The organism is Roseateles saccharophilus (assembly GCF_004342485.1).
Lineage (GTDB): Bacteria > Pseudomonadota > Gammaproteobacteria > Burkholderiales > Burkholderiaceae_C > Pelomonas > Pelomonas saccharophila.
Genome location: NZ_SMBU01000001.1, coordinates 268,783 through 291,305, shown reverse-complemented (window position 1 = coordinate 291,305; position 22,523 = coordinate 268,783). Strand labels below are relative to the sequence as shown.

Genomic DNA, 22,523 nt, shown 5'->3' with positions numbered 1-22,523 from the left:
CTTCGCCACTTTTTACCTGCAAGCTTCCTGTTGGCATGACGCGCCCATCGAGCGGTGCAAAATCGCCGCAGCAGTTCCGCAAGCCCATGCGCCCCATCCCCGCCCCGCCGCTCCACAGACGCATCCGCCCCAGCTTCGGGCGGGTCAGCGTCGGCGTGCACGGCCGCGTGATGGTGTCGATGGCCGAGGGCCCCTTCGACGCCGGGCTGATGGCCGCCGTGAAGCGCGCCATCGCATTGGCCGGCCGCCGCCTGCCGGCCGATCGCCGCTTCGGCGACCTGCTCGAGATCCGCGGCAGCATGGAGATGGACGCCGACGCGCTGGCCGAGCTGCGCGCCAGCATCCACAGCTTCTCCAACCGTGGCATCGTCGCGGTTTCCACCGTCTTCCTCGTGCGCCCGGGCACCCCCGGCATCGAGAGGCTGCCCGCGCTGATGGACATCTGGCGCGCCAGCCGCCCGGTGCGCCGCGCCGACGACTTCGACTCGGCCTGGGCCCTGGTCAACGCCGATCTCGCCGCCGCCGGCCTGCCGCTGCAGGCGCCGCCTTCGCGCCCCTGAAGCCGGCCGTCAGAAAGGCCAGGAGCGCTGCGCAGGCCGCAGCTGCTCCCACGCGGCCCCCAGCGCCAGCACACCGGCATCGTCGAAGCGCCGGCCGACGATCTGCAGGCCGATGGGCAGCCCCTCGCCCGTGTAGCCCGCATTGATGGCCAGCGCCGGCTGCTCGCTCATATTGCTGGGCAGCGTAAACGCGATGTGCTCGAAGGGCCGGGCCGGGTCGTGCAGCGGGCTGGCCAGATGGGCCGGGTAGGCCGGCATCGGGCTGACGGGCGACAGCACGAAGTCGAAGGGCTCGCAGGCCGCGTTGGCCGCTTCGCGCAGCGCCTGCATCTGGCTGTAGCCGCGAAAGACCGTGGCACCGTCGTAGCCCGCCGCGGGCGCCACCCAGTCGAGGATGTAGGGCAGCACCTTGGCGCGGCGCTCGGGCGGCAGGGCCGAGATGTCCAGCCAGGAGCGCATGCGCCAGAAGCGGTCGATGCCGTCGGCTGTTTCTCGAGTCGTGAAGGCGGCCAGCGGCTCGACGATGGCGCCGGCCTGCTCGAAGGCGCGCGCGGCGGCCACGATGGCGGCCGCCACCTCGGGCTGCACGGCCTCGCCCCAGCCGGCGTCCAGCTGCAGGCCCAGCCTCAGCCCGCGCAGTTCGAGCGGCCGGGGCGAGACGGCGCCCGGCGCCAGCTGGGTCGGGTCGCGCGCATCCGGCTGGGCCAGCACGGCCAGCATCAGCGCGGCGTCGGCGACCGTGCGGGTCAGCGGCCCGGCGACGCGGCCGGCATAGCCGGGCTTGATGGGCACGCGGCCATGGCTGGGCTTGAGGCCGACGAGGCCGCACCAGCCGGCCGGCAGGCGGATGGAGCCGCCGATGTCGGTGCCCAGGTGCAGCGGGCCGTAGCCGGCCGCGGCCGCGGCGGCCGCGCCGGCGCTGGAGCCGCCCGGCGTCAGCGCCACGTCCCAGGGGTTGCGCGCCGGCTCGGCGTAGAGGCTGGACAGGCCCGAGCTCAGCATGCCGTAGTCGGGCATCGTCGTGCGCGCCCAGCGGATCGCGCCGGCTTCGCGCAGCCGTGCGGCGGGCGGGGCCTCGAAGTCGGCCACGGCGCCATCGGGCGTGGCCGCGGTGCCCAACCTGTAGGCCGCGCCGGGCACGGCGATGTTCTCCTTCAGCGTGACCGGGACGCCGTCCAGCGCCAGCGCGCTGCCGGCCCGCCAGCGCGCCTCGCTGGCACGCGCCGCGGCCAGCGCCGCTTCGGCCTCGACGGCGCACAGCGCATGCAGCCCGCCCTCGCGGCGCCCGGCCTGCGCCAGCACGGCCTGCACGGCATCGACCGGCGACAGCTCGCCGCAGCAGTAGGCCGACAGCAGCTCGGCCGCACCGAGGCCGGCGATCACTTCTTCAACTGCTGAACGGCCTTCAGCATCGCGTCGATGTGGCCCTCGGGGCTCATGCTGGCATGCACGGCGGCGATCCTGCCGTCGGTGCCGATCAGGTAGGACACGCGGTCGGCCATGCCCGGCAGCAGCCTGAGGGCGGCGTCGTAGTCCTTCATGACCTTGGCGCCCGCGTCGGCCGCGACGGCGAACTTGTTGCGGCAGGCCTCGACGCTGAACTTCTTCAGCGTGTCGATGTCGTCGTTGGACATGCCGATGACGGTGGCGCCCAGGGCCTTGAACCTGTCGCTCGCCTCGGCGAACTGGTGGGCCTCGACGGTGCAGCCGCTGGTGAAGGCCTTGGGATAGAAGTACAGCACCACCGGGCCGTTCTTCAGCGCGTCGGCGAGGTGGAATTTGAAGGGCTGGCCGCCGACGGCGGAGTCGGCGCTGAAATCCGGGGCCGTGGCGCCCACATTGAGCGCCGCATGGGCGACGGGCAGGAACAAGGCGACGGACAGCGCGGCAAGCGTGAGCTTCAGGGTACGGGGCATGGCACACCTCGGAAATGACGTGGGCGGCAGGATAGCCAAGCCGGCACGACCGCGCCGCCTGAAGGGTTCCACGCACAGGGTCACTACAGGCCTGGCAACCCGCAGCAGCCCGGGCAGGCGCGCAAAATCTGCATGGCACCCATCTCAAGGGAATCTGATGAGAAATCCCGCGCCCCCCGCAGATCCGGGCCAGGCGTCCACGGCGGCAAAGCGGGTACCGAGACACAGGGCCGGTTCACTTCATCACGCCTCCACGACGTGTCGAACGCTTCAACTGGCCGCGCTGATGGGCGTTGGCGTCCTGCAGGCCTGCTCGACCTGCCGCACGACCAGCCTGGTCAACGTGAGGCCGGCTGCGGCAAGCCAAGATTTCGAACTGCAGAGCAGCCAGCCCTACGTGACCCGCCTGCTGGTTCCCGATCTCCTCGACGCACGCCTGGGTTTGTGCGAGCCTGTTTCGGAGAGATTCATCTGCCTGCAGCTGCGCATCGCGCCCGGCCGGCAAGCCGTGCTGTCGCAGCCCACCTTCCGCCTCAGTCGCAGCGGTCTTCCGAGAGAGGTCTTGCGATTCCCGGAACAGCAGTACCAGGTTCTCTGCGAGTCACGCGGCGCGGCGTCGCTCAAATGCCCGCTGCCGATCGAGATCGCATCTCAGCCCGATGCGCCAAAGCAGCTGCTGCATGCTGGAAGTCACCAGGATTGGCGCTTCGAACGGTGGGCCTACACGGTGGAGCCAATGCTCACGTTCCAAGGGCTACCGGGCGATCCGGACCCACCGGCGTGGCAGCTTTTCTCCAAATACTCCACCTGGCGGAACTATCGACTGCAGTTGGTGCCTGCCTCTCGCCTTGATGAGGGCGACACGCGGCTTGAACTTCCTGACATCGAGATCGGCGGCAAGCGCTAAGCATTCCCGCCCTTCAATGTGAAGGTCGCTCCCATGCAAGTCTGCCCCGTCTACGCCTGAGCAACCGTCGAATTTGACGCCGCGAGCAGTCCGTCGGCAAGCCACTGCTGCAGCGCTCCGATAACAGCCGGCGCAGCAGCCTCGGCGTCACCCAGCTCGGCGGCGGCACGCTCGCACAGCAACGCGAAGGGCTGGCCCGCGGCGACGGCATCGAGCAGAGCGGCCTCCAGCGGTTCCAGCGAGCGCCAGCGCGTCTCCAGGCCCTGGCGCCAGGCCAGCAGCTCATGCGCATGCGCCACGGGCTCGGGCAGCTCGGGCTGGTCGACGCCGCCGGGTTCGGACGTCGGGGGCTCCCATTCGCGCAGCACCCGCCAGGCGGGCTCGATGGCGTGGGCCAGCGCAATGCGCTGCACGCCGGGCTGCAGCCTCAGCACCAGGCCGGCCCAGTCGTCGGGGCTCAGCGCCGCGAGCGCGGCCGGTTCGAGCGGCGCCGCCGCGGCGGCGTCGAAGGCGTTGCGCAGCGCCCAGTCCATGCGGGCGATATCGACGAGGCCGGGATGAGGCACCAGGCCCTCGCCGGCCGCGGCCATGAAGCCGGCCAGTTCATGGCCGAACCAGCGGATGGACGGATGCTGGCTGGGATGCGCGGCGATATAGGCCCGGGCCAGCGCATCGAAGCCCTCGTCGCCCAACGCGCGGGCCAGCACCGTGTAGTTGTCGGCCAGCGCCGCGGCCAGGCGGGCGCGGTAGGCGTGGCGGTAGACCTCGAGGCCGGTCGCATAGTCGCCGGCCAGCAGGCCGGGCGCATCGTCGCCATCGCGGATGGCGGCGGCGAGCTGACGCTGTTGGGCGCCGACGCTCATCGCAGGGCCTCCGCGGCCAGGCGACGCGCGACACCCAGCTCGTCCAGCAGTTCGGGCAGCGACGGGATGTGGTCGTCGCGTTCGATCATCGTCGGCACGGCGCCGAAGCGCATCAGCGCGTACTGGTAGAGCTGCCAGACCTCGTCGCGCACCGGATGGTCGTGGGTATCGATGACGATGTCGCCGCGGTCCTCGTGGCCGGCGAGGTGGATCTGGCGCACCGGCTCGACGGGGATGCCGTCGAGATAGGCGCGCGGGTCGAAGCCGTGGTTGCGGCCGGAAACGTAAATGTTGTTGACGTCCAGAAGCATCTTCGCGCCGGTCTGTTGCAGCAGTTGCGCGATGAATTCCCACTCCGGCATCTCGTCGGCCTTGAATCGCACATAGCTGGACACGTTTTCCAGCACCAGCGGACGGCCGAGGATGTCCTGTACCTGGGCGATGCGGGCGCCGACATGGTCGAGGGCAGCGCGGGTCAGCGGCACGGGCAGCAGGTCGTGCAGCTGGCTGTGCGCGTCGGCGCTCCAGCAGAGGTGGTCGGACACCCAGCCGGGCTGCAGCCGATCGGCGAGGGCCTTGAGCTCGCGCAGATAGCCCAGGTCCAGCGGCGCCGGCCCGGCGACGGACAGCGACACGCCGTGCATGACCAGCGGGTAGTCCGCCCGGATGCGCTCCAGATGCGCCAGCGGCGGCCCGCCGGGCACCATGTAGTTCTCGGAAATGATCTCCAGCCAGTCGGGCCGCACGGCGGCATCGACGCCGGCCTCGAAGGCGGCGTAGTGCTCGACACGCAGGCCGAGGCCAAAGCCTTGGATCTTGGTCATGTCAGTGCAAACGAAAACGACGCGCGGCCGCAGGCACGCGCGCCATCAAGCGACTGCCATGGAACCGGCTTTGCCGGGCCATAGGCAGTGCCCCCTTGAGGGGGCCGGCGAAGCCGGCAGGGGGTGGTCTTACTTCTCGACGGTCCCGCCCGCCTTCGTGCACTCGGCGGCCGAGGCCTTGCTGACCCAGCCCTGGCCCTTGCAGCTGTTGTGGCCCTTGCAGTCGTTCTTGGCGGTCTTGCACTCGGAGGTGCCCTTGCAGCTGTTGACGCCGGAGCACTTGACCATGCCGTCGGCCGCGACGGCGGCCGTCGGGAAGGCGGTGGTGGCGAACAGGGCGGCAGCGGCGGCGGCGATGCCCAGGCCGGTCTTGAGGGATGCGTTCATTTGGAGTCTCCAGAAAAGAGAAGTGGTTGAGATCGGGATCACCACAGGTCGATCCGAGTAGAGCCCGCATCGACTTGCCAGCTTGTGTCGTGTGACTCGGCGAGTCCTTACAGCCAGCCGGCAGATTCTGATTACCTGCCGTTATGACTGCAATGGCCCGTGGCATTCGTCATGGCCCGGTGCCGCGCTAGAGTCCGGCGGCCTGAAGCCGCCATCCCCATGCTGAACACCGAAACCCCGAGCACCCGGCATCCCGACCTGGACAGCTACGCCACCCCGGCCCTGCTGGATGCATTCATAGCCGACCAGAACGCCGCCGTCGCCGCCGTGCAGGCCGCCGCCCCGCAGCTGGCCGCGGCCGTGGACGCCGCCCTGCCGCGCATCCGCGCCGGCGGCCGGCTGCTGTATGCCGGCGCCGGCACCTCGGGCCGCCTGGGCGTGCTGGACAGCGTGGAGCTCTACCCCACCTTCTCCTGGCCGCGCGAACGGGCGGTGGCGGTGATCGCCGGCGGCGCCAGCGCGATGTTCGTCGCCGTCGAGGGCGCCGAGGACGACCGTGCCCAGGGCGCCGCCGACCTCGCCGCGCTGCAGCCCGGCCCCAACGACGTGGCCCTGCTGCTGGCCGCGTCCGGTGCCACGCCCTATGTGCTGGGCGCCATTGAGGCCGCGCGAGCGGCCGGCGCGCTGACCATCGGCTTTGCCAACAACCCCGGCGCGCCGGTCGCGGCCCAGGCCGACATCGGCATCACGCTGGACACCGGCCCCGAAGTCATCTCAGGCAGCACGCGGCTCAAGGCCGGCACCTCGCAGAAGATCGCGCTGAACACCTTCTCGTCGGCGCTGATGGTGAGGCTCAACAAGGTCTACGGCAATCTGATGGTGGACCTGAAGGCCACCAACGCCAAGCTCGTGCGGCGCGCGCTGGCGCTGACGGTGCGCGCCTCCGGCGCCAGCGAGGCGGACGCGCAGGCGGCGCTGGCGCAGTGCGACCAGCATGTGAAGACGGCGCTGGTGATGCTCGGGCGCGGCGTGGGCGCTGATGAGGCACGCGCATTGCTGGACGCGGCGGACGGCAGCGTGAGCCGCGCATTGCACCCATGACACGCTCGCCATGGGCCTGGGTGCCCAGCCTGTACTTCGCCCAGGGCATCCCCTATGTCGTCGTCATGACGCTGTCGGTGGTGCTCTACAAGAACCTCGGCATCTCCAACACCGACATCGCCCTCTACACGAGCTGGCTCTATCTGCCCTGGGTGCTCAAGCCGCTGTGGTCGCCGCTGGCGGAGCTGTTCGGCACCAAGCGGCGCTGGATCACCGCGCTGCAGTTCATCATCGGCGCGGCGCTCGCGGGCGTGGCGCTGACGGTCCCGACGGACAAGGTCTTCCAGATGTCGCTGGCCGTACTGTGGCTGATGGCGTTCACGTCGGCCTCGCACGACATCGCGGCCGACGGCTACTACATGCTGGCGCTGCCGCAGCACCGCCAGGCCGCCCTCGTCGGCGTGCGCTCGACCTTCTACCGCCTGGCCAATATCGCGGGCCAAGGCGGGCTGGTCTATCTGGCGGGCGAGCTGAGCGAGCGCACCGGCAGCGTGGTGGACGCCTGGAGCCTGGTGTTCTGGCTGCTGGGCGCGCTGTTCATCGGGCTGGCCGCGTGGCACAGCTTCGTGCTGCCGCATCCCGCGGCCGACACGCCCGGCGCCGGCCGCCGCGCCGCGCGCGGGCTGCTGGCCGAGTTCTTCGCCGTGTTCGCCGGCTTCTTCGCCAAGCCCGGCATCGCCGTCATCCTCGGCTTCCTGCTGCTCTACCGCTTCCCCGAGGCGCAGTTGCTGAAGCTGGCCAGCCCCTTCCTGCTGGACACGGTGGACAAGGGCGGCCTGGGCCTGAGCACCAAGGCCGTGGGCTTCGCCTACGGCACCGTCGGCATCGGCGCGTTGACGCTGGGCGGGCTGGTGGGCGGCTGGGTCATCTCCCGCGTGGGCCTGAAGCGCGCGCTGTGGCCGCTGGTGCTGGCCATGCACGTGCCCAACCTGGCCTTCCTCGCGCTGGCGTTGACCCACCCGGCCAGCCTGGCCGTCATCAGCGCCGCGCTGGCCGTCGAGCAGTTCGGCTACGGCCTCGGCTTCACGGCCTATCTGATGTACATGATCCATGTCGCCGAAGGCCCGCAGAAGACCGCCCACTACGCGCTCTGCACGGGCTTCATGGCCCTGGGCATGATGATCCCCGGCATGTGGAGCGGCTGGCTGCAGGACCACATCGGCTATGTGCCCTTCTTCGGCTGGGTGCTGCTGGCGACGGTGCCGAGCTTCGTGATGGCGGCGCTGATCAGGGTTCCCGACGATTTCGGCATGAAGAAGCCCGAGGGAGACAGGCCATGAAGCGCCGCGACCTGCTCGGCCTCGCCAGCCTGCCGCTGCTCGCGGCCTGCACGACGCCGCCCGCCGCACCCGGCGCGATCACGCCACCCGCGGAGGCTGCATCCGCCCCCGCGCCCGCGGCCTCCGCTGCCTTGCCGGCACCGCCGCCGCGCGAATGGCGCGCCGCGTGGGTCGCCACCGTCGCCAACATCGACTGGCCCAGCAAGAAGGGTCTCCCGGCCGAGGCCCAGCAGGCCGAGATCCGCGGCCTCTGCGACGTGGCCGCCCGCACCGGGCTGAACGCGCTGATCCTGCAGGTGCGCAGCAGCGCCGACGCGCTCTACGAATCCACGCTCGAACCCTGGAGCGAGGTGCTGAGCGGCACCCAGGGCCGCCACCCCGGCTACGACCCGCTGACCGTCTGGCTCGCCGAGGCCCATGCGCGCGGCCTGGAGCTGCATGCCTGGTTCAACCCCTACCGCGCGCGGCACAGCACGGCCAAGTCCGCGCCAGCCGACAACCATCTCAGCCGCACTCACACCGGCTGGGTGAAGCGTTATGGCGACCAGCTCTGGATCGACCCCGGCGAGCCCGCCGCCGCCGAGCACACGCTGGCCGTCGTGCGCGAGCTGCTGACGCGCTATGCGGTGGACGGCGTGCACATCGACGACTACTTCTATCCCTACCCGGTGCAGGACGCCGCGAAGAACGACGTCGACTTTCCCGACGAGCCGAGCTGGCAGGCCTATGCGGCCGGCGGCGGCAGCCTCGCGCGGGCCGACTGGCGGCGCTACAACGTCAACAGCCTGGTGCAGCGGCTCTACGCCCTCGTGCACGAGGTACGCCCCGGCGCGCGGCTTGGCATCAGCCCCTTCGGCCTGCCGCGGCCCGATGCGCGCCCGCCGGGCATCAGCGGCTTCAGCCAGTTCGACAAGCTCTATGCCGACGTCGAGCTGTGGCTGCGCGAGGGCTGGCTGGACTATCTCGCGCCCCAGCTCTACTGGCCACGCGCGCAAACGGCCCAGGCCTTCGAGACGCTGCTGCAGGCCTGGCGCGCGCTGAACCCGCTGGGCCGGCCCATCCACCCGGGCCTGTTCACGAGCCGCATCGATTCAACGCCGCAAAGCTGGCTGCCCGAGGAGATCCTGGGCCAGATCGACAGCATCCGGCGCCTATCGCCGGGCAGCGGCCACATCCACTTCAGCATGGCGGCACTGGCCCAGAACCGCCGCGGCATCGCCGACGCCCTGCGCGCCGGGCCCTATGCGGCGGCGGCGCAGGAGTCTGTCGGGCGCTGAACCGCCTCGGGCTGCAGCACGCGCTTCACGCCCGCGGCCGTGAGGCGCTCCAGCTGCGCGGCGTCGGCGCCGCCATCGGTCACCAGCACGTCCACCTCGGCCGGCGGGCAGATCTGGACGCGGCTGGCCTGGCCCAGCTTGCTGGCGTCAGCCAGCACCACGCGCTGGCGCGCGCGGCCCAGCATCGCGCGCGCCACCGTGGCCTCGTGCCACAGGTAGTCCATCGCGCCATTGGCGGCATCGATGCCCACCGGCGACACCAGGGCCCAGTCCACCTGCAGCCGCGCGATCTCGGCCACGGTCTGCTCGCCGTAGGTGGCGGGCACATCGTCCTCCAGCCGGCCGCCCAGCAGATGCACCTCGTGGCGGCGGTGGCAGGCCAGCACCATGGCGGCATCCAGCGAGTTGGTGATGACGATCAGGCCCTCACGCTGGGCCAGTTCCTGGGCCAGCGCCAGCGTCGTGGAGCCGGCATCCAGGAAGCAGGCCTGGCCGGGCTGGATCAGCGTCGCCGCCAGCCGCGCGATCTCGCGCTTCTGCGGCTGCTGCAGGCCGGTTCGCTCCAGATAGGCCGGCTCGGGCGGCACCGCCGGCGCGGCGGCGGGCGGCACGGCGCCGCCGTGCACGCGGGCCAGATGGCCCGAGCGCTCCAGCTCGATCAGGTCACGCCTCACCGTCTCCCGGGACACGCCCAGGGCCTCGGCAAAGTGTTCGGTCGTCAGGCGTTGATGCGTCTGGAGCAGGTCCAGGATGAGGCGGTGTCGTTCGGCAACCCACATGTGCGGCAAGGGACGGGAAGAAGGAGCGCGGCCTGAGTGGGCCACAGCCAGATGGCGGTTGTGTGAATGCGAGGACGCTTGTGGAAATTCGTGGAAATCAGGCCAAAGACACCGATCTGTCGCAGAACTGTCGTGGATTTTTGTGACATTGCGGCCCGTCACACGGCTGGCACGGGTTGTTCCCGGGTCGGCCCTCCGCAGCCTCAAAACGCGCTCAGCGCCTCCACACCATGCGATCTGCAGTTCACGCCCTCAGCCCCCTGGCCGCCCTGCTGGCTCTGGCCTTCACCGCCCTGCCGGCCCTCGCGCAAAGCGCCGACACCCAGGAACTCGAACGCGTCACCGTCACGCTCGGCCGCGGCCAGATCCGCTCCGTGCAGGGCCTGACCAAGGCCGACTTCGAGGCCGCCGCCGCGGCCGGCCAGAGCCCCCTGGCCACCGTGTCGCGCCTGCCCGGCGTCAACTTCCAATCGGCCGACCCGCTGGGCAACTACGAGTGGTCCACCCGCTTCACGGTGCGCGCCTTCTCGCAGAACCAGCTCGGCTTCACGCTGGACGGCGTGCCGCTGGGCGACATGAGCTACGGCAACCTGAACGGCCTGCACATCAGCCGCGCCATCTCCAGCGAGAACGTCGCCCGCGCCGACCTGTCGCAGGGCACGGGCTCGCTGGACACCCCCTCGTCCAGCAACCTCGGCGGCACGCTGCAGTTCTATTCCATCGACCCGGCCAAGGCCTTCGGCCTGCAGCTCTCGCAGACCCTGGGCAGCGACAGCAACCGCCGCACTTTCGTGCGCCTGGACAGCGGCCAGTCCGAGCTCGGCGCCATCTATGCCAGCTACACCCACCAACAGGCCGACAAGTGGCGCGGCCAGGGCCAGCAGCGCCAGGACCAGTTCAACCTGAAGTATGTGAAGGACTTCGGCGAGACCCGCCTGTCGGCCTTCGTCAACACGTCCAACCGCCGCGAAGTCGACTACCAGGACATGTCCCTGGAGATGGTCAACCGCCTGGGCTACAACTGGGACAACTATTACCCCGACTTCAACACCGCGCTGCAGTCGGCCAAGGGCATCTGGACGCATGGCGAGACCAGCGTCGACGACGCCTACTACGCCGGCTCCGGCCTGCGCAAGGACACGCTGGCCGGCGTGACGCTGGACACCAAGCTGGCCGAGGGCCTGCGCCTGAAGACCACCGTCTACCACCACAAGAACGACGGCCGCGGCCTCTGGTTCACGCCCTACACCGCCTCGCCCGACGGCACGCCCATCGCGCTGCGCACGACCGAATACGGCATCAAGCGCGACGGCCTGACCGCCACGCTGGACTACGAGATCGGCATCCACCAGCTGCGCGCCTCGCTCTGGCACGAGAACAACGACTTCGACCAGGCACGCCGCTTCTACGCCGTCAGCGCCAACGCCATCCCCGACGTCTACAGCTTCCCGAGCAACCCCTTCCAGACCGCCTGGCAGTACGCCTTCAACACCAAGACCGACCAGTTCTCGCTGTCCGACACCATCGCCATCGCCAAGGACTTGACGCTGGGCGCCGGCTTCAAGTCGCTGCGCGCCAAGATCGACGGCAACCTGCAGCTGGGCAGCGGCCACCCCAACGGCTCCATCACGGCCAGCAAGGGCTTCCTGCCCCAGGTCGGCCTGAACTACCAGCTCAGCCGCAGTGACGAGCTCTTCACCAGCGTCTCGCGCAATATGCGCGCCTATCAGGGCGCCGGCACCGGCACGACGCCGTTCGCGACGACCCAGGCGGGTTTCGACGCGATCAAGGGCTCGCTGCACCCTGAGACCTCGGACAACTTCGAGGCCGGCTGGCGCACCAGCAGCAAGCTCTACGAGGCCGCCGTCACCGCCTACCTCGTCAACTTCAAGGACCGCCTGCTCGGCGTGACCCAGGGCTCGGGCATCCAGGGCAATCCGACGGTGCTGAGCAACGTCGGCGGCGTGCGCACCAAGGGCCTGGAAGCGGCGCTGTCGCTGCGCCTGATGCCGGGCGTCAGCTGGTACAACAGCCTGAGCCTGAGCAACTCGACCTATCAGGACAACGTCACCAGCAAGGACGCCAGCAACAACACCGTCACGGTCGCCACCGCCGGCAAGCATGTCGTCGACGCGCCCGACCAGATGGTCAAGAGCATCCTCAGCTACGACGACGGCCACTGGTTCGGCAACTTCGGCGCCGACTACATGTCCAAGCGCTACTACAGCTACCTGAACGACGCCGCGGTGTCCGGCCGCACGCTGTTCAACCTGAGCGGCGGCCTGCGCGCCAAGTCGCTGGGCTTCCTGGCCGAAGGCAGCGTGCAGCTGGGCGTGACCAACCTGACCGACCGCAAATACATCTCGACGGTGGGCAGCAACGGCTTCGGCAACAGCGGCGACAGCCAGACCCTGTTGACCGGCGCGCCGCGCCAGTTCTTCGTCACGTTCACCGGCAAGCTCTGATGAGCCTCGCCCAGCTCGACCGGCGCCAGCTGATGCTGGCCGCCGGGCTGGCGGCGGTGGGCGTCAGCGCACAGGCGGGCTCGCGCCCGCCTGTGCTCGCCGCGCCCACCGACCCGCAGCGCCTGCAACGGCTGAGGATTGCCTTCGGCTCCTGCGCCAAGCAGTCCAAGCCCCAGCCCATCTGGACCGCGGTGCGGGCCGCGCGGCCGGAGCTCTTCCTCTTCCTCGGCGACAACCTCTATGCCGACGCGCAGGACGCCGACACGCTGCGCCAGCGCTACGCGGAGTTCCGCCGCGTGGAGGCGCTGCAGTCCTTCCGCCGCGACGTGCCCCATCTCGCGATCTGGGACGACCACGACTTCGGCGACGACGACGTCGGCGGCGACTACCCGTTCAAGGCCCTGTCGCAGCAGCTCTTCTGCGACGAATGGGGCGAGCCCGCCGACTCGCCGCGCCGCAGCCGCCCCGGCATCTACGAGGCCTACCGCATCGAGCGCGGCGGCCGCACGGTGCAGCTGCTGATGCTGGACCTGCGCTTCAACCGCACGCCCCTGGTCGCCGACCCGGCTTTGAAGCAGGGCTATGCGGCCATGGTCGCCAAGGCCAAGCTCGGCGGCGGTGCGATGAAGGGCTGGTATGTGCCCAACCTCGACCCGGCCGCGACGCTGCTGGGCGAGCCGCAATGGGCCTGGCTGGCCGAGCGCCTGGCCGAGCCCGCCGACGTGCGCATCCTGTGCTCCAGCGTGCAGCTGGCCGCCGAGGGCACGGGCTGGGAGGGCTGGAACAACTTCCCGCTGGAACGCCAGCGCCTCGTGGACCTGATCCGCGACAAGCGCGCCGAGGGCGTCGTCGTCATCAGCGGCGACATGCACTACGCCGACCTGTCGCGCTGGGACACGCCCGGCTGCTACCCGCTGTGGGACCTGACCTCCAGCGGCCTGACCGAGGTCTGGGACATCCCGACGCCCAACGCGCGCCGCGTGTCCGAGGTCTATGCTGACATCAACTTCGGCCTCGTCGACCTGGACTTCTCCAAGCCCGTGCCCGAGCTGACTCTCGCCATCCGCGACGTGAAGGGCGACACCCGCCTCAGCCACCGCCTGAGCCTCGACCAACTCCGCTTCTCCACCAAGGCATGAGCAAACTCAACCGCCGACACGTCCTCGCCGGCCTGGCCGCTGGCGGCCTGGCACCCCTGACCTTCGCCCAGCCCAGCGAGCTCGAGAAAGCCGCCCGCACCGAGGGCCGCATCGCCAGCGTCGGCATGCCCGACGACTGGGCCAACTGGCGCGCCACCTGGGCCGACCTGCAGCGCCTCTACGGCCTCGCCCATGTCGACACCGACATGAGCAGCGCCGAGGAGATCGCCAAGATCGAGGCCGAGCGCGCCAATGCCAGCATCGACATCGGCGACGTCGGCTTCGAGTTCGGTGCCATCGCCAAGGCCCGCGGCATCACGCGCGCCTACAAGCCCACGACCTGGGTGCAGGTACCCGACTGGGCCAAGGACGCCGACGGCCATTGGGCCCTGGCCTACACCGGCACCATCGCCTTCGCCGTCAACAGGCGGCTCCTGAAGGAGGTGCCGCGTAGCTGGAAGGCGCTGTTCGCGGCCCAGCCACGCGTGCTGATCGGCGCCGTCGGCCGCGCGGCCCAGGCCAATGCCACCGTGCTGGCCGCGGCCCATGCGCTGGGCGGCGACGAAACCAAGCTGCAGCCCGCGCTGCAGGCCTTCGCCCAGCTCGCCAAGGCCCACAAGCTGATCAGCACCGACCCCTCGCCCGCGCTGATGGAACGCGCCGAGGCCGAGGTCTTCCTGATGTGGGACTTCAACGCGCTGAGCTACCGCGACAAGATCCCCAACGCGGCCGACTACGAGGTGCTCATCCCCAGCGACGGCAGCATCACCAGCGGCTACACGACGCTGCTGAACAAGTATTCCAGGCGCCCCGCGGCCGGCGACCTGGCGCGCGAATACATCTTCAGCGATGCCGGCCAGCTCAACCTCGCGCGCGGCAACGCCCGGCCCATCCGTGTGGACCACCTGGCCCTGCCCGAGGACCTGAAAAAGAAGCTGCTGCCCGCCGCGCAGTACCAGGCTGCGCGCGCGCTCAAGCCGGCACTGTGGACCGAGGAAGTGAAGAAGCTGCCACGCGCCTGGCAGCGCGAGGTGCTCGGCGCATGAACAAGCTCGTCCTGCTGCTGGTCGACGGCCTGCGCGCCGACACCGCGCGCGACTACCTCGGCTATGTCCAGGCCCTGAACGAGGCCGGCCGCGCGCACTGGAGCAACCTGCGCTGCGAGCTGCCCAGCCTGTCGCGCCCGCTCTACGCCACCGTGCTGAATGGCCGCACGCCGCTGGACCACGGCATCCTCGGCAACGGCCAGGCCGGCCAGCGCTGCGGCAGCACGGTCTTCGACGACCTCGCCGCCGCCGGCCGCCACTCCGCCGTGGCGGCCTACCACTGGGTGTTCGAGCTGTTGGCCGGCGCCGTCTTCGACCCGCTCGCCCACCGCGAGACCGCCCTGCCCCAGCTCGGCATCGAGGCCGCGCGCTGGTACTGGGAGGACGACTACCCCGACTCCCATCTGCTGGCCGACGCCGAGGCGCTGCGCCAGGCCCACGCGCCGGACTTCCTGTTCGTTCACCCGATGGGGCTGGACCTGGCCGGCCACCGCCACGGCGGCGAGTCCACCGGCTACAGCTTCGCTGCCCGCAAGCTGGACGCGGTGCTGGCCCAGGCCCTGCCGCGCTGGCATGCCGCCGGCTACGACCTGCTGCTGACCAGCGACCACGGCATGCATGCCGACCACTGGCACGGCGGCGCCCTGCCGGTGGAACGCGACGTGCCCCTGGTCTGGCTGCCTCATGACACCCAGGCGGGCGGCGCCGACGCACCGGCCGGCTGGCCGACGACGCAGCTCGGCGTCCGCGGCTTCGTCGCCCAGCGCCTCGGATGCGCCTGACCCCCGCCCGAGCCTGGCTCGCAGCCGGGCCCCTGCTCGCGCTGATGGCCGCGGCCCTGCTGCTGCCCTTCGGCTGGCGCAGCCTCGACCTGCTGCGCGCCTGCCTGGGCGGCGGCGAATGCGCGCTGCACGAGCTCTGGGCCGACCGCTTCTACATCGACGCCATCGCGCGCACCGTGCTGCTGTCGGCCGCGTCCACGGCCCTGGGCCTGGTGCTGGGCCTGGGCGCGGCCCTGCACCTCGTCGCCCATCCGCGCTGGGAGAAGCCGGTGGCCGTGCTGGCCGGCCTGGGCGCCAATTTCGCCGGCGTGCCGCTGGCCCTGGCGCTGACCCTGCTGCTCGGCAGCCAGGGCGTGCTGACGACGCTGGCCCGCAATGCCGGCCTGCTGCAGGGCTGGGACCTGAACAGCGACGCCGGCCTGCTGCTGGCCTTCACCGCCTTCCAGCTGCCGCTGGCCGTCGTGCTGCTGATGGCGCCGGTGCGCCTGCTGGACCCGACGCTGGCCGAGGCCGCCGCCACGCTGGGCGCCTCGCCGGCGCGCTTCTGGCGCCGCGTGGGCCTGCCGCTGCTGGCGCCCAGCCTGGTCGAGACGGCCAGCCTGCTGTTCGCCAACGCGGCCGCCGCCTATGCCACGCCCTTCGCGCTGGCCGGCACGGCCAGCCCGGTGCTGGCTGTGCGCATCGCCGCGGCCGTCAGCGGCGACATCTTTTCCCAGCCCGAGCTGGCCACGGCCCTGTCCCTCGTGATGGCCCTGCTGCTGCTCACCGTCATCGCCGGCGGGCGCTGGTGGTCGGCGCGCCTGAGGCGTTCGGCATGAGGTCGGTCAATCGCCCCTGGCGCCCGCCCGCCTTCGCCTTCTGGGCCGCGGCGCTGCTGGTGCTGCTGCCGCCACTGGCCGTGCTGGCCTATGGTCTGAGCGAGCGCTGGGACCAGGGCCTGCTGCCGCAGGGCGCGACGCTGCACTGGCTGGCGGGCCTCGCGGCCGATGAGCGCGTGACCACCGCCGCATGGAATTCGGTCTGGGTCTCGGGCGCCGCGGCGGTCCTGGCCCTGCTGCTTGGCGGCGCCGCCAGCCTGGCCGCCCATCTCGCGGCGCCGCGCCTCAAGGCGCTGCTGGACGCGCTCGCGCTGCTGCCCTATGCCATCCCGCCGGTGGTCGTCGCCATCGGCGCGCTGGACCTGTTCGTCGGCCGCTGGGGCGATGTGCTGGACCTGCGCGCCGTCTACGTCGGCCTGCTGGCCGCGCTGCTGTTCCCGCTGGTGCACCAGACGCTGTCGGCCGCGCTGCAGCAACTGGACGCCCAGCCGCTGATCGACGCCAGCCGCACGCTGGGCGCCTCCGACGGCCTGCTGCTGCGCCGTGTTTTGCTGCCGCTGCTGCTGCCGGCCTTCGCCGCGGCCGGCCTGCTGGCCTGGACGACGGCGGCCATGGAGTTCGCCATCGCCAACCTGCTGCTGGCCGGCTCGCTGGAGCTGCTGCAGCCCCTGGTCAACGGCCTGCGCGGCGCCAACGGCCACCTCGCGGCGGCGCTGATCGTCGTCAGCCTCGTCATCGTCACCGGGCTCGGCCTGGTCATCCAAATGCTCACCTCATGGCGAACCCCAGCGCGCTCCTAGTCCGCCAGGCCAGCCTGGCCCTCGGCGGCCGGCCCATCCTGCAAGGCATCGATGTCGAACTGCCGCGCGGCCAGGTGCTGGCCCTGCTGGGCGGCTCGGGCTGCGGCAAGACCACGCTGCTGCGCGCCATCGCCGGCCTGCAGCCGCTGGACAGCGGCAGCGTGCACCTCGACGGCCGCGACATCTCGACCCTGCCCACGGCCCGGCGCGGCATCGGCGTCGTGTTCCAGCACTACGCCCTCTTTCCCAACCTCAGCGTGCGCGACAACATTGGCTTCGGCCTGCAGGCCCGCCGCGAGGGCGAGGCGGCCCAGCAGGCGCGCGTGGCCGAGCTGCTGGCCCTCGTCGGCCTGGCCGAGCACGCGGCCAAGCGGCCGGCCCAGCTCTCCGGCGGCCAGCGCCAGCGCGTGGCCCTGGCGCGCGCGCTCGCGCCGCGGCCCTCGCTGCTGCTGCTGGACGAACCCTTCTCGGCGCTGGACGAGTCCTTCCGCATCCCGCTGCGGCGGTCCTTCCGCCAACTGCAGCGCGAGCTGGGCCAGAGCTGCGTGCTCGTCACCCACGACCGCGACGAGGCCTTCGAGCTGGCCGACCGGGTGGCCGTGATGTTCGACGGCCGCATCGAGCAATGCAGCCCGCCGGCCGAGCTGTGGCAACGCCCGCGCACACGCCGCGTGGCCGACTTCCTCGGCGCCTTCAACCGCCTCGATGCACGCACGGCACCCGAGCCCTGGCGGCGCGACGCCGGCTGCTGGATCGCACCGCTGGCCGCGCTGCAGGTCGCCGACGCCGGCACCGCGCCGGACGCCTGGCGCCTGGCGACTCGCGTGCTGGCCGCCCACCCCGGACGCCAGCACACCAGCGTCGAGCTGCAGGCCTGGGGCGAGCAGATGCTGACGCTGAACCTGCCGCCCGAAGCGGCCGCGCCAGCACCGGGCATGCAGCTGGAGCTGGCACTGCCGGCAGTTGCGCTGCAGTGGCTGGCGGACTGACGCAACGCCGTTCAGCGAGCGGAGCCGGCTGGCACGGTGGGCACTGGCAGCCCACGGCTGCTCATCTGCGCAACTGGCCCCAACCGCAGTGAAGCGCTCCGCTACTCAGGTCTCAGGCGAGCAATTGAACCCGGGCAGCCAGTTCTTGCACATAGCGGTCTTCGATGCCCAAGCGCCCCAACTGAGCGGCAACCTGCGCCAGGTAGTCGCGATTGCTCCCGATCTCGCCTTGGGCGACAGCGATCATGGCGGCTGTTTCGTCGAGGGGATGTTCGCCGAAGTAATTCGGATGCTCCTTGTTTGCCCGGAAGACCAGGGCCTTGACCTCGCCCTGAGGCGTGCTGACCGGCATCAGCTGGGGCCGATAGTCGTCCCAGAGCATTTCCCGGCGCCAGACGATCGCAGCTTCGAAGTCCGCGGCCGAGGCCTCGACCCGAAAGGCCAAGCCAGCGCAGCAGCCCGCGCCTTCTTCCAGCGACAGCATCAGCGCCGGGTGCTCGGGAGAGCCGCGCCCTATCGTGTTCTTGTGGGAGAAGCGACGGACATGCCCCGCCAAGTTGGCGAGCCTGATTTCCTCAAAATGAATGCCTGGGTCCCACATCAGACCGCCGTAGGCGAAGACCCATAAGTCCTCGGCCGGATCAAGGCCGCCGAGGACTGCTTGCCGCGAGATGTCGAGCTGCTGGTCGCCGACTCGCCAATTGACCGGGAAGCCCGCGTCGCGTGCACGCTGATCCCAGGCCGCCAGCACTTCGACAGTCGCCCGAAGCGCTGACTTCTCGGCGGGCGTCACCCGGTCGCGGAGTTGCGGGAGATGAGTGAAAGCATCTTGGCGCATGGGATCCCTTCGAGCGTCGCATCAAGCCTCCGGGAAGGTTATCGCGCCCAACCGCGATCGGCCTCCTGAAAGGAGTTGACGAGCCCGGCAGACCGATGTGCCAAACCGCATGCGGCCCTACAACGCCTTCTCCATGAACACGCTCAGCGGGTCATCGGCATAGCCGCCGAAGGGCCCGCGGCGCGCGAAGCCGCAGCGGGCATAAAGCGCCAGCGCCTCGGGCTGGTAGGGCCCAGTCTCCAGCCGCAACAGGCCACAGCCGCGCCCCCGAGCCTCTGCCTCCAGCAGGGCCAGCAGTCGCCCACCCGCGCCCTGCCCGCGGCCATGCGGGCTGACGAACATGCGCTTGAGTTCGCCGAAGTCCGGCGACAACACGACGGCGCAGCAGCCGATCGCCCGGCCACTCGCATCCCGCGCCACGGCGAACAGCACATTCGGCTGCGTCAAGCCGCTCAGGTCCAGCAGATGCCGGCTCTCGGGCGGGTAGAGCGTGTCCTGGTAGGCGTCCAGCTCGGCGATGAGGGCGATGACCTCGGGCTGGTCGGCGGATTCGAGGGCGAGGCTGGTCCCGCAGGGCTGCGCCGTCATGATCCGATGCGCTCGAAGCGCGGCTTCTCGACGCCGTCGATGACGACGTTCCCGATGAACATCGCATGCGGCCTCACCCACCAGCCGCTGTCGTTGTAGAGCGGCCGGTAGACGACCAGGGCCTCCAGCGTCTCGCTGTGGCGGGCGGTGGCAAGCACCTCGTATTCGCCGCCCTTGTAGTGGCGGTAGTGGCCGGGGGCGATGGCAGGCAGCGGGGGCAGGTCGGAGCTCATGCCCCGCATTTCACCTCATGGCTTGAACGCCGGGTCGCTCTCGGCACCGGCGCGCGGCTTCCAGCCGACGCTGTAGTAGTCGCCACGGTCGCGCGCCCAGGGGTCGAAGGCGTTGACGACCGTGCTCAGCTCGTTGCCGAGCTCGGGCATCGTGCGCAGCAGCACGCGCTTCAGGGGCGAGACCGGCACGCGGTGGCCGTTGCTCTCCCGGGGCTCGAACTGCGGGCCGGTGGGGCCGTTGTTCATCACCCACTCGACGCCGAGCCGGCCGTAGAACTCGGGCCGGAAGCTGCTCGTGAAGAAGCGGTCGCTGAACAGCCGCCGCGACGCGTTCAGGATGAAGACCTGGAACTGCGTCTCCGAGATCGCATAGCCATGCGGCCGCGTGAACTCGGACAGCCAGCCCACCACCGTGTCCACGTCCTCGATGTTGTCGACGAGGCTGCCGTCCGGGTGGCCCAGGCAGTCGTTGATGGGGCTGCCGTCGAGGTTCTTCTGCGCGGCCGTGATGATCTTGCTGGCGTCGCACCTGTGCTGGCCATAGATGCTGCGCAGCTCGGCGATGACCTTGAGCTGGCGTGCGCGTTCGGGCGAGCCGGCGGCCAGGTGGGCGTCGACGAAGTCATCGAAGCTGGTGAGCTGGCGCAGGCCGTACTGGCGGCGGAACTCGTTGAAGCGCGGCACGCCGTGCTCGCGGTCGCGGATCAGGTCCAGCGCGGCGACGTCGATCCTGCCGGTGCTGGATTGCAGCCTCGGCAAAGGCAGGTTCTGCAGGAAGGCCGGCGTGTTGCCCAGCGTCAGCAGGCCCAGGCGCTGGCGGCCCATGGACAGGGCCCAGTCGGCCGCGCCCTGGGCCGCCAGCGCACCGGTGGCCTTGGCGCGGAAGGTGTCGATGACGGGCACCTTGGCCGCGATGCGGTTGGGGTCGGCGTCCCAGTGGCGCAGCTCGATCAGGTCGGGCACCAGCGAGTGCAGACGGTAGACGCTGACAAACTCTTCCGGGAAGTTGAATGGCGAGCCGAAATGGTTGACGCCGCCGTTCACGTCCTCCGGGTTGGCGAGGTTCCAGATGTCGTCCTTGACCGGGTCGTGGCGGGCGAACAGGTGGTCGTCCTTGTAGACCCGCGCGCCAAGGCCGAAGATGCCCGGCCCCGAGGCCAGTGCCGAATACCACTGGCCGGCCTTCTTCGCGTTCTCGGACTTGCCGAAGTTCTGCACGACGACGGCCTCCAGCGCATGCTCGACGCGCGGATGGCCTTCGAACAGGCCACCCCAGTTCGCGTTCATGCCGAGGTAGAGGGGCTCGTCGTAGAGCAGCTGCGGCGTCCATTCGATGGTGTGGATCTTGGCGATCTCGGCCGCGACGACGAGGCGGGCCACCTCGAAGAGCACGTCGGCCGTCACGTCGCGGTAGCGGATCAGATCGCCCGGCTTGGCCGGATCGCGCAGGCCCGAGTCCGCATCGGGCGTGGACGCCGCGCGGCGGCGGAACTCGGCGACGAAGGCGTTGTGCTCACGCGAGAAGATCGTGTGATAGAAGCCGATGCCGATGCTCCAGTTGTCCGGAAAGGCCGCGCTGCCCTGCCCCGCCCACTGCGGGTTGATCGGGTCGCCGGGCGCGAACACCGGCAGCTGGCCCTGGGCCTCGCCGGCGCCGGTGCGCGCGCCGGGCCGCATCAGCAGCCGGGCCGGGTCGTCGGGGTCGCGCTTCACGCGCTGGCGCGAGATCGCGTCGTAGCCGTAGATCTGCGAGGCGTCCCACCAGGCCGTCACGTTGTTGGCATGGGTGCGAAAGGCTCGCGCCAGCGGCCTGGCGCCGTCAGGAGCCGTGTAGCGCGGCGGCGCGCCGCTGTCGGCCACATAGCCGCGGTCGATGCGGTCGCCGGGCCGGCAACCCAGCCCAGCCGCATCGCCCGCGCACCCCACCGGCATCCAGTCGGGCGCGTTGTGACCCTCTTCCATGTGCGAGAACCAGTCGTGCGTCATGAACTGGATCCAGAACGCCGCCAGCACGTTGAAGAAGGGCGCCTTCTGGTAGTCGCAGTTCGCGTCGGCCGACGCGCCGGGCAGGCCCTGGCCGTCGCGGCACCTGGCCGGGTCGCTCTGGGTGCGCGTGAACAGCTTGCGGCTGATGAGCTGCGGGTCGGGCTGCAGCAGCGACAGGCGGTCGCCGTGGCGGTTGCGGGCGAGCTGGTCGTCGCTGAGGTCGGGGTAGGTGGCCTCGAACTGCACATTGCGCGCGAACAACGTGCCGCTGGAGCCCATGCGCGGGTTCCTGATGTCGTTGCAGATGCCGCTGAGCTGGCGCCAGCGGATCAGCTCGCCGGTGCAGAGCTGCGGGCCGTCGCCGCCCACGGCCGCGTAGAAGGGCGAGCTGGCCGGCAGCCGCATCGAGGGCCAGGTCTTGAGGGCCAGGCCGGGCACACCGTCGCGACCGAGCGCGTAGTCGGCAAAGCTGCCGGAGTTGTCGAACAGATTGAGCTTGATCAGCTCCATGCGCTGGTATTCGAGGTCCAGCAGCGCGCCGTCAACGCCGCGGCCGTTGGGCCCGAGGTGGCTGCCCACGGCGCCGCTGCCCGGCAGCAGCGAGCTGGCGTCGCCGGTGGCCCAGTAGTTGGCCCAGTCGACATAGGGCGTGCCGCGGAAGGCCGCCGCCTTGTCGCCGCCGCGGCAGCGCGCGACGTCCTCGCCGACCTTGCCGTTGAAGCGCTCGCCGCGCTCGTCGGCCACCTTGCGAAAGCCGCCCAGCACCATGGCCGAGCAGTTCTTCGTGTCGTCCAGGCTGGCCTGGGGCGTCGTGCTGACGCAGCCAGCCAGCAGCCAGGGCAACAGCATGGCTGTCAGATGAAACTTCATGCGCATCTCCTCACGGGCTGCCTCGCGGATCGAGCAACATAGCGAGCCGGTCGTCGCAGCGTCAATCCTGCGAAG

Annotated in this window: 22 protein-coding genes; 12 read left to right on the top strand and 10 right to left on the bottom strand. The window is 70.6% G+C overall.

The window, feature by feature from the left end; genetic code table 11:
- The first annotated feature begins 86 nt into the window (after nt 1-86).
- Entirely contained in the window at nt 87-560 is a 474-nt protein-coding gene (locus EV671_RS01280) for a hypothetical protein (RefSeq protein WP_132569219.1), read from the top strand.
- A 9-nt stretch (nt 561-569) separates the two neighbouring features.
- Here EV671_RS01280 and EV671_RS01275 read toward each other — a convergent pair whose 3' ends face one another.
- Both EV671_RS01275 and EV671_RS01270 read right to left on the bottom strand, forming a co-directional pair.
- Nucleotides 570-1,940 carry an amidase gene (locus EV671_RS01275; protein WP_207911073.1) on the bottom strand — a complete coding sequence of 457 codons (1,371 nt, stop codon included), beginning with the start codon at nt 1,938-1,940 and terminating at the stop codon, nt 570-572.
- Nucleotides 1,940-2,476, bottom strand: coding sequence for a peroxiredoxin (locus EV671_RS01270; protein ID WP_132569215.1), 537 nt, complete (start codon nt 2,474-2,476; stop codon nt 1,940-1,942). Before EV671_RS01270 ends, EV671_RS01275 begins: the two co-directional genes overlap by 1 nt.
- A 286-nt stretch (nt 2,477-2,762) precedes the next feature.
- On the opposite strand from EV671_RS01270, the gene EV671_RS01265 reads away from it, so the two are divergent.
- On the top strand, nt 2,763-3,383 hold the full coding sequence (locus tag EV671_RS01265; protein ID WP_132569213.1) for a hypothetical protein: 621 nt from the start codon (nt 2,763-2,765) through the stop codon (nt 3,381-3,383).
- 50 nt (nt 3,384-3,433) lie between these two features.
- Here EV671_RS01265 and EV671_RS01260 read toward each other — a convergent pair whose 3' ends face one another.
- The 3 genes from EV671_RS01260 to bufA2 form a co-directional block, all read right to left on the bottom strand.
- Nucleotides 3,434-4,246, bottom strand: a complete 813-nt coding sequence (locus EV671_RS01260) for an HvfC/BufC N-terminal domain-containing protein (RefSeq protein ID WP_132569211.1) — start codon at nt 4,244-4,246, stop codon at nt 3,434-3,436.
- Nucleotides 4,243-5,070 carry an MNIO family bufferin maturase gene (gene bufB / locus EV671_RS01255; protein WP_132569209.1) on the bottom strand — a complete coding sequence of 276 codons (828 nt, stop codon included), beginning with the start codon at nt 5,068-5,070 and terminating at the stop codon, nt 4,243-4,245. The genes EV671_RS01260 and bufB overlap by 4 nt, the downstream gene beginning before the upstream one ends.
- A gap of 129 nt (nt 5,071-5,199) precedes the next feature.
- Nucleotides 5,200-5,457: a BufA2 family periplasmic bufferin-type metallophore gene (gene bufA2, locus EV671_RS01250; protein WP_132569207.1), complete on the bottom strand. Its 258-nt coding sequence runs from the start codon at nt 5,455-5,457 to the stop codon at nt 5,200-5,202.
- 219 nt (nt 5,458-5,676) lie between these two features.
- On the opposite strand from bufA2, the gene EV671_RS01245 reads away from it, so the two are divergent.
- Genes EV671_RS01245 through EV671_RS01235 form a run of 3 tightly spaced genes read left to right on the top strand, consistent with a single transcriptional unit; the run spans nt 5,677 to nt 9,115 of the window.
- The gene (locus EV671_RS01245; protein ID WP_132569205.1) at nt 5,677-6,558 is read left to right on the top strand and encodes an N-acetylmuramic acid 6-phosphate etherase; all 882 of its coding nucleotides are present in this window, start codon (nt 5,677-5,679) and stop codon (nt 6,556-6,558) included.
- Entirely contained in the window at nt 6,555-7,838 is a 1,284-nt protein-coding gene (locus tag EV671_RS01240; protein WP_132569203.1) for an MFS transporter, read from the top strand. Before EV671_RS01245 ends, EV671_RS01240 begins: the two co-directional genes overlap by 4 nt.
- Entirely contained in the window at nt 7,835-9,115 is a 1,281-nt protein-coding gene (locus EV671_RS01235; RefSeq protein ID WP_132569201.1) for a glycoside hydrolase family 10-like protein, read from the top strand. The genes EV671_RS01240 and EV671_RS01235 overlap by 4 nt, the downstream gene beginning before the upstream one ends.
- Here the strand turns inward: EV671_RS01235 and EV671_RS01230 are convergent.
- The gene (locus tag EV671_RS01230) at nt 9,079-9,894 is read right to left on the bottom strand and encodes a DeoR/GlpR family DNA-binding transcription regulator (protein ID WP_132569199.1); all 816 of its coding nucleotides are present in this window, start codon (nt 9,892-9,894) and stop codon (nt 9,079-9,081) included. The genes EV671_RS01235 and EV671_RS01230 overlap by 37 nt on opposite strands.
- 230 nt (nt 9,895-10,124) lie before the next feature.
- On the opposite strand from EV671_RS01230, the gene EV671_RS01225 reads away from it, so the two are divergent.
- The 7 genes from EV671_RS01225 to EV671_RS01195 are packed head-to-tail and all read left to right on the top strand — an operon-like array spanning nt 10,125 to nt 17,933.
- A complete protein-coding gene (locus EV671_RS01225) occupies nt 10,125-12,359 on the top strand; it encodes a TonB-dependent receptor (protein WP_132569197.1) in 2,235 nt (744 codons plus the stop codon).
- Nucleotides 12,359-13,498 (top strand): alkaline phosphatase D family protein, encoded by a 1,140-nt coding sequence (locus tag EV671_RS01220; RefSeq protein ID WP_132569195.1) that lies wholly within the window; start codon nt 12,359-12,361, stop codon nt 13,496-13,498. The genes EV671_RS01225 and EV671_RS01220 overlap by 1 nt, the downstream gene beginning before the upstream one ends.
- Nucleotides 13,495-14,544 carry an ABC transporter substrate-binding protein gene (locus tag EV671_RS01215; protein WP_132569193.1) on the top strand — a complete coding sequence of 350 codons (1,050 nt, stop codon included), beginning with the start codon at nt 13,495-13,497 and terminating at the stop codon, nt 14,542-14,544. The genes EV671_RS01220 and EV671_RS01215 overlap by 4 nt, the downstream gene beginning before the upstream one ends.
- The gene (locus EV671_RS01210; protein ID WP_132569192.1) at nt 14,541-15,326 is read left to right on the top strand and encodes an alkaline phosphatase family protein; all 786 of its coding nucleotides are present in this window, start codon (nt 14,541-14,543) and stop codon (nt 15,324-15,326) included. The genes EV671_RS01215 and EV671_RS01210 overlap by 4 nt, the downstream gene beginning before the upstream one ends.
- On the top strand, nt 15,317-16,144 hold the full coding sequence (locus tag EV671_RS01205; RefSeq protein ID WP_132569190.1) for an ABC transporter permease subunit: 828 nt from the start codon (nt 15,317-15,319) through the stop codon (nt 16,142-16,144). The genes EV671_RS01210 and EV671_RS01205 overlap by 10 nt, the downstream gene beginning before the upstream one ends.
- A complete protein-coding gene (locus EV671_RS01200; protein ID WP_132569188.1) occupies nt 16,141-16,944 on the top strand; it encodes an ABC transporter permease subunit in 804 nt (267 codons plus the stop codon). The genes EV671_RS01205 and EV671_RS01200 overlap by 4 nt, the downstream gene beginning before the upstream one ends.
- Entirely contained in the window at nt 16,920-17,933 is a 1,014-nt protein-coding gene (locus EV671_RS01195; RefSeq protein ID WP_132569186.1) for an ABC transporter ATP-binding protein, read from the top strand. Before EV671_RS01200 ends, EV671_RS01195 begins: the two co-directional genes overlap by 25 nt.
- A 112-nt stretch (nt 17,934-18,045) precedes the next feature.
- On the opposite strand, the gene EV671_RS01190 is transcribed toward EV671_RS01195, so the two are convergent.
- The 4 genes from EV671_RS01190 to EV671_RS01175 form a co-directional block, all read right to left on the bottom strand.
- On the bottom strand, nt 18,046-18,771 hold the full coding sequence (locus EV671_RS01190; RefSeq protein WP_132569184.1) for a gamma-glutamylcyclotransferase: 726 nt from the start codon (nt 18,769-18,771) through the stop codon (nt 18,046-18,048).
- Nucleotides 18,772-18,888: 117 nt separating this feature from the next.
- On the bottom strand, nt 18,889-19,359 hold the full coding sequence (locus EV671_RS01185) for a GNAT family N-acetyltransferase (protein ID WP_132569182.1): 471 nt from the start codon (nt 19,357-19,359) through the stop codon (nt 18,889-18,891).
- Nucleotides 19,356-19,592, bottom strand: coding sequence for a DUF1653 domain-containing protein (locus tag EV671_RS01180; RefSeq protein WP_207911065.1), 237 nt, complete (start codon nt 19,590-19,592; stop codon nt 19,356-19,358). Before EV671_RS01180 ends, EV671_RS01185 begins: the two co-directional genes overlap by 4 nt.
- A gap of 15 nt (nt 19,593-19,607) precedes the next feature.
- Entirely contained in the window at nt 19,608-22,448 is a 2,841-nt protein-coding gene (locus EV671_RS01175) for a peroxidase family protein (RefSeq protein ID WP_207911064.1), read from the bottom strand.
- Nucleotides 22,449-22,523: the final 75 nt, after the last annotated feature.